Consider the following 11576-nt stretch of genomic DNA (forward strand, 5'->3'; position numbering starts at 1 on the left):
TCGCTGAGCGTCAAGTCCATTCTGCAGCGCGGGTTGCGGTGTGGCAAGACTTGCGGGCCCGGATAGCCCGGGCCCGCGTTTCGTCAGTGGTAAATGCAGAAGCGCATACCGGGTGCAACGAGTCGCACCCGCGTAGCCTCAGTCATCCTCGTGGCGCTTCGGCACGTCGACCTTGCCGCCGACGCCGCTATGGTGAACCGTGCCGCTGCCAGCCGAACGCACGGTCAGATTGCCGGTGATGGTTTTCACGGTGACGTCGCCCGAACCGATCGAGCCGACGTAGACGTCGCCGCCGATATTGTCGGCAACGAAATCGCCCGAGCCGATCGAGTCGGCGCGCACGCTGCCGCGCACGTTGGAGAACGTCAGATCACCCGAGCCGACATGGCCGATCGTCACGTCGCTCTGCACGTCCGAGATGCGCATGTCGCCCGACCCCGCATGGCCGAGTTTGAAGCCGCCCAGGTGGCTGGCGACGACATCGCCCGAACCGACCGTGACCGATACCGGACCCGGCACGCGATCGAGATTCAAATCGCCGGAACCGGAACGGTAGTCGAGGGACGCGATGTTCGCCGCGTGCGTATCGCCCGAACCCGAATTGACCTCGATCGCGAGATTCGCCGGCACGCGTATGACGTAGTCGATATAGGCGTAGCTCCTGCCGAAGCCGAAATGCGACGGCCGCTGCGCCGTCTTCACCACGGCCTTGTTGTCCTGGCGGCTCTGCTCGATCTGCAACTCGTCGAGCCAGGCCTGCTCGGAGGCGCAGGCTCTGCCGCGCACCTCAACCCGCATCGCGGCGGAATCGCCCTGCACGTTCAAGTCGCTGGAACCCAGCTCGATGCGCAGCCCCTGCAGACCGGCCGCATCGATATCGACATTGCGCTCGGCGCTGAATTTGCAGTCACCGGCCATCGCGAACGGGGAAGACAGAAGCAGGAGTGGGACGAGGATCAGGCGCATCGGGATTCTCCGTAAGGTTTGCGGGGATTTTGATACGTTCGCGGGGGAAATGGTTTAAGTCGGGGGTGGATTGTTTGTTTTTTGGTCATTCTGGCGGAGGAGGTGTGCCTTGTTGTGGCGGGTTTGTTTCTTTGCGCTCGTCATTTCCGCGGTTCTCAACAGCCGAAGGACTTGTCGAACTGGAATCCAGCTCTTGCCCTTGCTCGTCATTCCCGCGTGCTTCTAGCGGGAATCCAGCGACTTTGCTTTTATTAGTTTAAGAGCAAGGCTTCCACTCGTCCTGCGGACGAGCGGGTAACTTTCTTTGCTTGTGCAAAGAAAGTCACCAAAGAAACACACCCCAGAACATTGCGCCCTACGCGCATCCTGCGCTCCGGGTCCGCGACATCGGCCGGGTTCCGCTAATTGCACATCCCCGTGCAATAGCGGAATCGGCGCGATCCATCGCGCCGACCCTGCGGGCCTTTTCGTCCGCTGCCGCCGCAATGTAATGGGGATCCAGAAGAGCCGGAGCAGCGCGCATCGTGCGCGCCGGAGCCAGAGCAAAAAGCAGGCACTCCGTGCTCAGCTCTTGATCCGTCCTTTGATCCCGGGTCCCCGTCAGCCGCGGCGAGGGCATGACGGATTCGCCCAAAGGGTCGCGCGCAGGATGCGCGCGAGTTCGCGAATGGACACGGATGTCCATCGAGCGAACCCCGGCATGACCTCGCGTACCCGTAGCGCGCAGCGCGAAGGGCGCGGCTCCCGGGGCGGCGTTTCTTTGGTTACTTTCTTGTCGCTGTTGACAAGAAAGTGACCCGCTCGCCCAAAGGGCGAGTGGAAGCCCTTGCTTCGAAACCAAGAAAGCAAAGTCACTGGATTCCCGCTAAGAGCACGCGGGAATGACGAGAAAAAGAAGAGCTGGATTCCTGCTTCCGCAGGAATGACGAGCCAGAAAGCAAAGCCCGGCGCGATCAATCGCGCCCCCATCACACCGTTATAAAAGCCCCGCCTTGTCCTCGACCTTCGCCCTCTCCCAGTAGGCATCCTGCTCCGGGAGCGACTTGCCTTCGAGCGCCGAGCCTTCGGCTCGAGCGAGGGTTTCCATACGGCGGAAACGCCGCTCGAATTTCGCGTTCGCCGCGCGCAACGCCTGCGAGTAGTCGACTTTGGCCAGACGCGCCAGATTGACCGCGACGAACAGCACGTCGCCGATCTCATCGGCGAGGCGGGCGTGATTCGCCGCGCGCGCCTCGTCGTCGTCCTCGGCAATGACCGCCGCCGCGGCGAGTTCGCCGCGCACTTCGCCGATTTCTTCTTCCAATTTTTCCAGTACGGGCGCGGGATCGGCCCAGTCGAAACCGATCGTCGAGGCGCGCTTCTGCAGCTTGAAGGCGCGCTGCCATTCGGGCAGACCGCGCGAAATGCCGGCAAGCAGGCTCGTGTCCTCTTCCCCCTTGGCGGCGCGTTCGCGGCGCTTCAGTTCCTCCCATGCGGCGGTCTGTGCATCGGCGTCCTCGACGCTGAGCAGCTTGCCGTCCGTGTCGGGAAAGACATGCGGATGGCGGCGGACCATTTTTTCGCAGATCGAGTCGACGACGTCGGCGAACGCGAAGCGTCCTTCCTCTTCGGCCATGCGCGCATGAAACACAACCTGCAGCAGCAGGTCACCAAGCTCGTCGCGCAGGTCGGCGTAGTTCTTGCGGTCGATCGCGTCGGCCACTTCGTAGGCTTCTTCGATCGTGTAGGGCGCGATCGTGGCGAAATTCTGCTTCACGTCCCACGGGCAGCCGCGCACGGGATCGCGCAGGGTAGCCATGATGCGCAGCAGATCGTCGATGTTTTTCATCGCTTGGTTCTCGATACTTTTGTTCGTCGCTGCCACAGGCGCGGCAACGATTCTGCGGAAAACCTACGCGTCGCGCAGCAGACCAGCCCAATCGACCGACTTGTCGCCGAAGGCGAGGAAGTCCGGATTGAGCAGCGACTCTTTGCTGTTGTACGCGAGCCGCGAACCGTCGAGCCGGGTCACGCCGCCGCCGGCCTGTTCGAGCACGCATTGGCCCGCCGCGGTATCCCATTCGCTGGTCAAACCGTAGCGCACATAGAGGTCGGCCCGCCCTTGCGCCGTGCGGCAGAATTTGAGCGAGGAACCTAGTGAAATCAATTCGTGCTCGCCGATCTTTTCGAGCGCGGCCGACATGCGCGGATCGGCATGCGAGCGGCTGCCCGCGACGACGAGCGGCGTCGCGCGCGCGCGCGTGGAAATTGCCGCGGTTCCGCCTTGGCGAATCTCCGCGAAGGCGTGTCCGCCGCACCAGGCCGTGTACATCTCTTCGAGCGCCGGCGCGTAGACCACGCCGAGCGTCGGCGCTCCGTCTTCGATCAGGGCGATGTTGACGGTAAATTCGCCGTTGCGTTTGACGAACTCGCGCGTGCCGTCGAGCGGATCGACGAGCCAGTGGCGCGCCCAGGTGCGCCGCTCGACCCAGGCCACCTGCTCGGCTGACTCTTCGGACAACACCGGGATCGCCGGGGTCAGCACGTGCAGGCCGTCGAGAATCGCATGATGCGCGGCGAGGTCCGCGGCGGTCAGCGGCGAGGCGTCGTCCTTGCGTTCGACGGTGAAGTCGCTGGCGTAGATTTGCATGATCGCGCGACCGGCGACGCGCGCGATCGCCGCGCATCCGCGCGTCAGTTCGGAATAGTCGATGGTCATACGCGGGGCTGATAGCGGCCGGCAAGGTATTCGCGCGCCATGAACAGTGCGGCGATCGAGCGGCCTTCGCTGACTTCGGGATGGTTGAGCAAGGTATGCAGTTCGGACAGCTTCCACGGCACGACTTCGAGCTCCTCGGGTTCGTCGCCGACGAGGCGTTCCGGATACAGATCGCGCGCGAGTACGACATGGGTCATCGCGCTCATGTACGAGGGCGACAGCGACAGCGTGCCGAGAATGTGCATTTCGCGCGCGCCGTAGCCGACCTCTTCCTTGAGTTCGCGATTGGCGCCTTGCTCCACCGTCTCGTCGCGGTCGAGGCGGCCCTTGGTCAGGCCGAGTTCGTAGCGTTCGATGCCGGCGCCGTACTCGCGCACGAGCAGCACGGTGTCGTCGTCCTGCATCGGCACGACGATGACCGCACCGAGCCCTGAACTCTTGAGTTTCTCGTAGGTGCGGCGCTCGCCATTGGAGAATTCCAGATCGAGCTGCTCGACTTTGAGGAAACGGCTGCCGTCGACGCTGCGGCGGGCATGGATGATCGGAGGGTTGCGCATGCCGCGATTGTATCGCGTCGCGGCGCAGGCGTAGGGGCTCGATTCACCGGGACGGTCCTTTCTTGCGGGAAAAGCGTGAGTCTGCGCGAATCGGCCGGATGCCTTTCGCGAGCGGCATCCTCACGCCTTCGACTGCGATCGCGCCTAACGCGCGATCCGGCTCCGCTACAGATCGCCCGCCAGCGCCTGCAGCGCCGCCATCGCGGCGATGCCGGCGGTTTCCGTGCGCAGAATGCGCGGGCCGAGACGCAGGCCGTGGAAGCGCGCGTGTTTCAGCAGACCGACATCGTTCTCGGAGAAGCCGCCTTCGGGGCCGACGCAGAGCACGACGCCGTCGTCCATCTGCGCGAATTCGCGCAGTCCTGCGTCGCCTTCCGGCAGCAGGGCCAGCCGCAGCGCGGCATCGTCGCCGAGATCGCCGAGCCAGCGGTCGAGGCGCACGGGCATCTCGATCTCGGGTACGCGCGTGCGTCCACTCTGTTCGCACGCACCGGCAACAACGCTGCGCCAGTGCGCGACACGGCGCTCGGCACGCTCCTCGTCGAGTTTGACTTCGGTGCGCTCGGTGACGAGCGGCACGACGCGCGCGACGCCGAGTTCGGTGACCTTCTGCAGAATCCAGTCCATCTTCTCGCCGCGCGCGACACCCTGCGCGAGCGTGATGTGCAATTTAGATTCGCGATCGACCTCGCGCACGCGCTCGACTTCGGCGGTCACCGCGCGCTTGGCCAACGACGCCAGAGTCGCGTCGTACTCGTGCCCGTCACCGTTGAACAGGATCAGGGGGTGTCCGCGCTCCAGGCGAAGTACGCGCGCGACGTGCTCGCCGCCCTGCTCGGGCAGCAACACTACGATGCCGGCGCGCAGCGGCTCGTCGATGAATATCCGGGGAATGCGCATAATCGCAATTGTAATGTAGCGGCGTACGCCTCGCTCCCTTATGCCGCGGTCGCGGCGTCGATGCTCTGCGTCGCGACCTCGACCATGAAATCGATCTCTTCGGGCGCGATCACGTACGGCGGCATGAAATAAACCACGTCGCCGAGCGGCCGCAGCAGCACGCCGCGCGGCAGCGCATGCAGATAGGCGCGAAGGCCGCGGCGGTCGGCGCTCGCAAACGGCGTTCGCGTCGCCTTGTCGCGCACCAGTTCGACCGCGGCGATCATGCCGGTCTGGCGCACTTCGGCGACGTGCGGATGCGCAGCCAGCGGCGCCAGCCGCTCGCTGAGCCGCTGCGCGAGCGAGCGGTTGCGTGCGATTACCGGCTCGTCGCGGAAGATCGCCAGCGTTGCGAGCGCCGCACGACAGGCGAGCGCATTGCCGGTGTAGCTGTGCGAATGCAGAAACGCCTTGCCGGCCGCGTACTCCGCGTAGAACGCGTCGTAGACACGCGCCGTGGTCAGCACGGCCGACAACGGCAGGAACCCGCCGGTCAGGCCCTTCGACAGGCAGAGGAAATCGGGCGTGATCGCCGCCTGTTCGCAGGCGAACAAGGTTCCGGTGCGACCGAAGCCGACGGCGATCTCGTCGGCGATCAGGTGCACGTCGAACTCGTCGCAGAGTTTGCGCAGGCCGGCAAGATAGGCCGGGTGATACATGCGCATGCCGCCTGCGCACTGCACGAGCGGTTCGACGATCACCGCGCTGACCTCGTCCGCGTGGCGTTCGAGCGCCGCACGCATATCGTCGAGCTTGCGTAGCGAATGCGCCTGCCAGTCCTCGCCGGCCTCGCGCTCGTAGCAGTCGGGCGAGGCGACGAAGATCGGATCGAGCAGCAGCGGCGCGTAGGTCGCACGGTACAGCGGCACATCGGTGACCGACAGCGCGCCGAGCGTTTCGCCGTGATAGCCGCCGCTCAACGCGATAAAGCGCGTCTTGCCCGCGCGGCCGGTATTGCGCCAGTAGTGAAAGCTCATCTTCAGCGCGATCTCGACCGCACTCGAACCGTTGTCGCCGTAGAACACCTTGGCGAATCCCTTCGGCGCGATGTTGAGCAATTGTTCGGCGAGTTCGATGCCCGCCTCGTGGCTGAAGCCGGCAAAGATCACGTGTTCGAGCTTGTCGACCTGGTCCTTGAGCGCCGCGGCGATGCGCGGATTGGCGTGGCCGAACAAGTTGGTCCACCACGAGGAAACGGCGTCGAGATAGCGCTTGCCGTCGTGATCGACCAGCCACGCGCCCTCGCCGCGCGCGATCGGCGTCAGCGGCACACGCGCGCCGTCGACGTCGGCGTGATCGCGCATCTGCGTGCACGGATGCCAGAGCACGGCGAGGTCGCGCGCAGTCCAGTCGGCTTTGAGGGAACGGGGGGCGGAAGCGGACGAGGAGACAGTATTCATTTTGCTATGATCGGGGCCGGTTCGCCTTCGCACAATACTTGCAATGACGCAGCACTCCTGCTTCGGCCGCGACGACTGAGCGCTGAGGGCTGCAACCGCGGTCGCTCCGTTTGCAGCCCTCAGTCCTTCGTATTGCCCGCGCCCAATGCCGACTCCCGAATTCCTCGATACCGCCCTCGACGTCGCCAAGCGCGCGGCTCAGGCCGCCGCTACGGTCATTGCGCGCCACTATCGCGCCGGTACCGATGTCGAAATCAAGGCCGACCAGACGCCGGTGACGATTGCCGACCGCGAAGCCGAAGCGGCGATCAAGCGCGTGCTGCGCGAGACGTTTCCCGAGCACGCCTACTACGGCGAGGAAGAAGGCCGCGAAGGCGATGGCGATTTTCTCTGGCTGATCGACCCGATCGACGGCACGCGCAGCTTCGTCCGCGGCTATCCGATGTTCTCCACGCAGATCGCCCTGATGCACCGGGGCGAACTGGTGCTCGGCGTATCGAGCGCCGCGGAATTCGGTGAGGTCGCCTGGGCGCGCAAGGGCGGCGGCGCATTTCTCGCCGATGCGCGCGGCGAGCGTCCGCTCAAGGTTGCGGCGACGCAGGCCTTCGATGCGCAGACGGCGATTTCGTTCGGCAACGTCAAGACGCTGTCGCGCGGCGCGGGTTGGAACGCGCTCGCCGGCCTGATTCAGCGCTGCGGCCGCACGCGCGGCTACGGCGACTTTTATCACTACCATCTGCTCGCGCGCGGCAGCCTTGATCTGGTCGTCGAATCGGACGTCAATATTCTCGATATCGCCGCGTTGGCCGTGATCGTGCGCGAAGCCGGCGGCAGCTTCACCGACCTGGCCGGCCGCGAGTTGTCGCTCGACACGACGAGCGTACTGACCGGAACGCCGGCGCTGCATGCGCAGGCGCTGGAACTGGGCCTCGCCTGACCGCGCCGGACAGGTGCGATTTCGGCTCCGGACCCACTCGGAGCGCCTTTTGCATTGATTCCGCAACGCGCTTGCGTTAGCTTGCGCACATGCCGCAGATCACCCCCCAAGAAGACCAGGCCGGAGCGAACAAAATCGCCGAATTCGAGGCCTCGCTGGACGAACTCGAGAAGCTGGTTTCGCGCATGGAAGGCGGCGAGATGAGCCTCGACGAATCGTTGCAGTCCTTCGAACGCGGCATCTCGCTCTACCGCAACTGCCAGAGCGCGCTCGACGAAGCGCAGCTGCGCGTCAAACTGCTGCGCGATCCGGCCGAGCCCGACGCGGCGGAAGATTTCGATCCGCAGACACCGTAAGCACACGCCTTTGTCCACCGATACCGCCAGCGCCGCCGCCGCGGCCTTGAAGCGATGGCGCGCGCGTGCCGACGCGGCGCTGGAGCGCGCGTTGCCCGAGGCCGATCAGGCTCCACTCGAATTGCATAAGGCGATGCGTTACGCCGTGCTCGGCGGCGGCAAACGCCTGCGCCCGGTGCTGGTCTACGCGACGGGTACGGCGTTCGGCGCCGAACCCGACCTGCTCGACTCCTCCGCCTGCGCGGTCGAGATCATCCACGCCTATTCGCTCGTGCACGACGATTTGCCGGCGATGGACGACGACGATCTGCGCCGCGGCCGCCCGACCTGCCATATCGTCTTCGGCGAAGCGATGGCGATCCTCGCCGGCGACGCCCTGCAAGCGCTCGCGTTCGAGGTGCTCGCCGACGACGCGAATCTGCAGGCCGATGCGCGCAACCACGTCGAGATGCTGCGTACGCTGAGCCACGCCTGCGGTGCGCACGGCATGGCCGGCGGCCAGGCCTTCGACCTCGCCGCGGTCGGCCAGTGCCTCGCGCCGGCCGAACTCGAACGCATGCACGTGTACAAGACCGGCGCGCTGATCCGCGCATCGGTGCGTCTCGGCGCGCTCGCTGCGGGCTGCCGCGACGGAGCGACGCTCGCCGCGCTCGAACGCTACGGCCATGCGATCGGCCTCGCCTTCCAGATCCGCGACGACATCCTCGACATCGAAGGCGACAGCGCGACGATCGGCAAGACTGCCGGCAAGGACGCGGCCGCCGACAAGCCGACCTATCCGGCGATACTCGGCATGGCCGAAGCGCGCCGGCAGTTGCACGAGCTGACTCAGGCCGCGCTGCAGGCGCTGCAATCGTTCGATACGCGTTTCGACTCGCTGCGCGAACTCGCCGTGCACATCGCCGAGCGCAGCTCCTGATTCCTATAGCCCGCGCGGGAGCGCGGGCTCATCGACGAACTGGGCTCGCCGCGGAGAAAATCCGCAGCGAGCCGTCCGGATTTCAAACTCGAATATCGCCGTGCCGTGCCGTCACTTGATCAGGCGCAGCGAGATCGGATAGCGATATGCCTCGCCTTCGTTGGCCTTGATCGCCGCGATGATCGTGAACACGAGCCAGCCGATGCCGACGATGACGCCGATCGGAACTGCGAGCAGCAGGCCGAGACCGAACGTGATGATGGTGAGCACGAGCAGCGCCAGGCCGACGATCGCGAGCGTGATGTTGAAGTTGAGCGCTTCTTTGGCCTGATCGTTGACGAAGGGCAGCGTGTCCTTCTTGATCAGCCAGATCACCAGCGGGCCGATGAAACAGCCCCAGGCGAACATATGGCCGGTAACGATCGCGCCGAGCAGTGCGGACAGATGGGCGAACATCGCCCACTGACGCTCTTCGGCAGTCGGCGTGCCGGATGGCGCCGGCGGCGGCGTGAACACATCGTTCGGAGCAGGACCGTTGCCCGGCGGGACTTCGTTCGGCGGAACACTCATGCGACTCTCCGGCATGGTTGATGGCAGGGTCAGTGTCCCGCGAACGCCCGCGACGGACAAGCGCCGAAGGTCACGCTTGAATTCACTACGCAGCGCCGCATCTGCGCGCGCGGCGCGGCGTTCACTGTCCCGCGATCGTCATGCGCTCGATCAGGATCGATCCGGTCAACACGTGCGAGCGCGGATCGACGTCGGCACCGATCGCAACGATGCCGGCGAACATGTCGCGCAGATTCGAGGCGATCGTGATGCCTTCGACCGGATAGGCGATCGCACCGTTCTCCACCCAGAAGCCCGAAGCGCCGCGCGAGTAGTCGCCGGTAACGATCGAAATGCCCTGCCCCATCACTTCGGTCACGAGCAGGCCGGTGCCGAGTTTACGCAGCATGGCGGCGAAATCGTCGTCGCCGGTTTTTACGATCAGGTTGTGGATGCCGCCCGCATTGCCAGTCGAAACGAGACCGAGCTTGCGCGCCGAATAGCTGCCGAGCACATATCTTTCGAGCACGCCGCCGCGCACGAGTGCACTTTCCGCGGTCGCCACGCCCTCGCCGTCGAAACTGCCCGAGGCGTGGCCGCGCTGCAGGCGCGGCTTCTCGACGATGTCGACGAACTGCGGAAGAACGCTCTTGCCGACGTGATCGACGAGAAAACTCGACTTGCGATAGAGCGCGCCGCCCGATACTGCCGAGACGAGATGCCCGATCAGCCCGCGCGCGACCTCGGGCGAGTAAAGCACCGGGGACTCGCGCGTGGACAGCTCGCGTGCATCGAGGCGTGCCAACGTACGCTCGGCGGCCTTGCGGCCGAGCGCGGCCGGCTCGCCGAAATCGCCCGCTGCGCGCACCGATTCGTACCAGTAATCGCGCTGCATGCCGGCTTCGTCGCCCGCGATCAGCGCGCAAGACAGCATATGCCGCGTGCCGCGTTCGCGGCCGACGAAGCCGGCCGAGGTCGCGAGCACCGACAGCGATTCGCCGGCCTGCACGGAGGCACCTTCGGAATTGGTGATGCCGTCGTAGGCGCGGCCCGCGTCTTCGATCTCGATGCCGAGACGGATCGCCTCCGCCGCATCGATGCGCCACGGATGCCAGAGGTCGAGGTCGGGAAAATCGGTGGCGAGACGCGCCGGATCGGCGAGCCCGCAGTACGGGTCTTCTTCGGTGTACTTGGCGATCGCGCAGGCCTGCTCGATCGTCTTCGCGATCGAGTCGGCGGCGAGATCGGCCGTGCTCGCCGAACCTTTGCGCTTGCCGAAATACACGGTCACGCCGAACGCGCGGTCGCGCGAATGCTCGACAGTTTCGACCTCGCCGAGGCGCACGCCGACGTTGAGTCCCGAGTCGATGCTCGCGCCGACCTCGACCTCGCTCGCCCCGGCTGCGCGGCAGCGGCGGATTACGTCCTCGGCAAGTTCGGCAAGGCGGTCGAGCTGGGCTAGGCTGTCGTCGCCGCTTTTCGCGGCGCCGTTGTGTACGGCGATGGCATTCACGATAGGAGATTCCTGGAAAATGTGCGGCTGCGGATCCACCCGGACAGGCGCGGAGAAGAGTGGATTTTCGGCGAAATATACTTTTTCACCGAACCGCCTGTCCGTGTCCATCCACGGCGATCCGTGTCAAAATGGCTTGTATATATGCAGTCTAACGAATACGAACTCAACCCGCCGCAGGCCGAGGACGCCGACGATGCGCCGAGCCGCAGCCAATTGCGGCGCGAGGCGCTCGACGTGCTGCGCCTCGCCCTGGCCTTGATCGAGCTGACCGACACCCAGCTCGACCACGTGCCGCTCGGCGAGGATCTGCTCGACGAAGTGCGCCGCGCGCGCGCGGTGACGCAGCAGATTGCGCGCAAGCGGCAGGCCCAGTTCCTCGCCAAACAGATGCGCAAGCTCGACGATGAGGCGCTCGCCGCGATCCGCGCCGCGCTTGAGCGCGACAAGGACACGGTGCGCCGTGAAACCGCGGCCCTGCACCGCGTCGAACAGTGGCGCGACCGACTGATCGACGGCGACGACGAGACGCTCAACGAATTCATCGCCCAGCATGCGCAGGCCGACCGCCAGCATCTGCGCACGCTCGCCCGCCAGGCGCGCACCGAGCGCGAGCGCAACAAGCCGCCGCATGCGGCGCGCGAACTGTTCCGCACGCTGCGCGAGCTGCTCGACGCAACGTAAATTTGTATACCTGCGCGGCGCCCGCGGGCTGACCTAATCGGCCTCGCGCTCCGAAACC

At 65.5% G+C, this 11576-nt stretch carries 12 protein-coding genes; 4 read left to right on the plus strand and 8 right to left on the minus strand.

The features are described 5' to 3' along the window. Positions 1 to 138: 138 nt before the first annotated feature. The 6 genes from FFS30_RS01675 to FFS30_RS01700 all read right to left on the minus strand — a co-directional run bounded on the left by FFS30_RS01675 (position 139) and on the right by FFS30_RS01700 (position 6560). Positions 139 to 966 (minus strand): DUF4097 family beta strand repeat-containing protein, encoded by an 828-nt coding sequence (locus FFS30_RS01675; RefSeq protein ID WP_137911378.1) that lies wholly within the window; start codon positions 964 to 966, stop codon positions 139 to 141. A 976-nt stretch (positions 967 to 1942) separates the two neighbouring features. Beyond that, a complete protein-coding gene (mazG, locus tag FFS30_RS01680) occupies positions 1943 to 2794 on the minus strand; it encodes a nucleoside triphosphate pyrophosphohydrolase (protein ID WP_137911379.1) in 852 nt (283 codons plus the stop codon). A gap of 63 nt (positions 2795 to 2857) precedes the next feature. After that, on the minus strand, positions 2858 to 3664 hold the full coding sequence (cysQ, locus tag FFS30_RS01685; RefSeq protein ID WP_137911380.1) for a 3'(2'),5'-bisphosphate nucleotidase CysQ: 807 nt from the start codon (positions 3662 to 3664) through the stop codon (positions 2858 to 2860). Next, a complete protein-coding gene (nudE, locus tag FFS30_RS01690) occupies positions 3661 to 4221 on the minus strand; it encodes an ADP compounds hydrolase NudE (protein ID WP_137911381.1) in 561 nt (186 codons plus the stop codon). The genes cysQ and nudE overlap by 4 nt, the downstream gene beginning before the upstream one ends. A gap of 165 nt (positions 4222 to 4386) precedes the next feature. Next, complete coding sequence (locus tag FFS30_RS01695) at positions 4387 to 5121, minus strand: 16S rRNA (uracil(1498)-N(3))-methyltransferase (RefSeq protein ID WP_137911382.1); 735 nt, start codon at positions 5119 to 5121, stop codon at positions 4387 to 4389. Between the two features lie 38 nt (positions 5122 to 5159). Then, on the minus strand, positions 5160 to 6560 hold the full coding sequence (locus FFS30_RS01700; protein WP_137911383.1) for an adenosylmethionine--8-amino-7-oxononanoate transaminase: 1401 nt from the start codon (positions 6558 to 6560) through the stop codon (positions 5160 to 5162). 145 nt (positions 6561 to 6705) lie between these two features. Here FFS30_RS01700 and FFS30_RS01705 point away from each other — a divergent pair, with 145 nt between their 5' ends. The 3 genes from FFS30_RS01705 (at position 6706) to ispA (ending at position 8772) form a co-directional block, all read left to right on the plus strand. Beyond that, positions 6706 to 7497 carry an inositol monophosphatase family protein gene (locus FFS30_RS01705; RefSeq protein WP_137911384.1) on the plus strand — a complete coding sequence of 264 codons (792 nt, stop codon included), beginning with the start codon at positions 6706 to 6708 and terminating at the stop codon, positions 7495 to 7497. Between the two features lie 89 nt (positions 7498 to 7586). Next, complete coding sequence (locus FFS30_RS01710; protein ID WP_137911385.1) at positions 7587 to 7853, plus strand: exodeoxyribonuclease VII small subunit; 267 nt, start codon at positions 7587 to 7589, stop codon at positions 7851 to 7853. A 10-nt stretch (positions 7854 to 7863) separates the two neighbouring features. Continuing rightward, positions 7864 to 8772, plus strand: a complete 909-nt coding sequence (gene ispA, locus FFS30_RS01715; RefSeq protein ID WP_137911386.1) for a (2E,6E)-farnesyl diphosphate synthase — start codon at positions 7864 to 7866, stop codon at positions 8770 to 8772. 111 nt (positions 8773 to 8883) lie between these two features. Here the strand turns inward: ispA and FFS30_RS01720 are convergent, their stop codons facing one another. Continuing rightward, positions 8884 to 9342 carry a DUF4870 domain-containing protein gene (locus FFS30_RS01720; RefSeq protein ID WP_137911387.1) on the minus strand — a complete coding sequence of 153 codons (459 nt, stop codon included), beginning with the start codon at positions 9340 to 9342 and terminating at the stop codon, positions 8884 to 8886. A gap of 121 nt (positions 9343 to 9463) precedes the next feature. After that, positions 9464 to 10834, minus strand: a complete 1371-nt coding sequence (pmbA, locus tag FFS30_RS01725) for a metalloprotease PmbA (protein WP_171014361.1) — start codon at positions 10832 to 10834, stop codon at positions 9464 to 9466. A gap of 144 nt (positions 10835 to 10978) precedes the next feature. Between pmbA and yjgA the strand changes: the two genes are divergently transcribed. Further along, the gene (gene yjgA, locus FFS30_RS01730) at positions 10979 to 11518 is read left to right on the plus strand and encodes a ribosome biogenesis factor YjgA (RefSeq protein WP_137911388.1); all 540 of its coding nucleotides are present in this window, start codon (positions 10979 to 10981) and stop codon (positions 11516 to 11518) included. Positions 11519 to 11576 lie beyond the last annotated feature (58 nt).

The organism is Rudaea sp. 3F27F6 (assembly GCF_005503555.1).
Taxonomy (GTDB): domain Bacteria; phylum Pseudomonadota; class Gammaproteobacteria; order Xanthomonadales; family Rhodanobacteraceae; genus Rudaea.

Bases quoted from the DNA above. Each gene is read 5' to 3' on its own strand.
- FFS30_RS01675 (WP_137911378.1), bottom strand. From the start codon at position 966: ATGCGCCTGATCCTCGTCCCACTCCTGCTTCTGTCTTCCCCGTTCGCG.
- nudE (WP_137911381.1), bottom strand. From the start codon at position 4,221: ATGCGCAACCCTCCGATCATCCATGCCCGCCGCAGCGTCGACGGCAGC.
- mazG (WP_137911379.1), bottom strand. From the start codon at position 2,794: ATGAAAAACATCGACGATCTGCTGCGCATCATGGCTACCCTGCGCGAT.
- FFS30_RS01720 (WP_137911387.1), bottom strand. From the start codon at position 9,342: ATGAGTGTTCCGCCGAACGAAGTCCCGCCGGGCAACGGTCCTGCTCCG.
- yjgA (WP_137911388.1), top strand. From the start codon at position 10,979: ATGCAGTCTAACGAATACGAACTCAACCCGCCGCAGGCCGAGGACGCC.
- FFS30_RS01710 (WP_137911385.1), top strand. From the start codon at position 7,587: ATGCCGCAGATCACCCCCCAAGAAGACCAGGCCGGAGCGAACAAAATC.
- FFS30_RS01695 (WP_137911382.1), bottom strand. From the start codon at position 5,121: ATGCGCATTCCCCGGATATTCATCGACGAGCCGCTGCGCGCCGGCATC.
- cysQ (WP_137911380.1), bottom strand. From the start codon at position 3,664: ATGACCATCGACTATTCCGAACTGACGCGCGGATGCGCGGCGATCGCG.
- FFS30_RS01700 (WP_137911383.1), bottom strand. From the start codon at position 6,560: ATGAATACTGTCTCCTCGTCCGCTTCCGCCCCCCGTTCCCTCAAAGCC.
- FFS30_RS01705 (WP_137911384.1), top strand. From the start codon at position 6,706: ATGCCGACTCCCGAATTCCTCGATACCGCCCTCGACGTCGCCAAGCGC.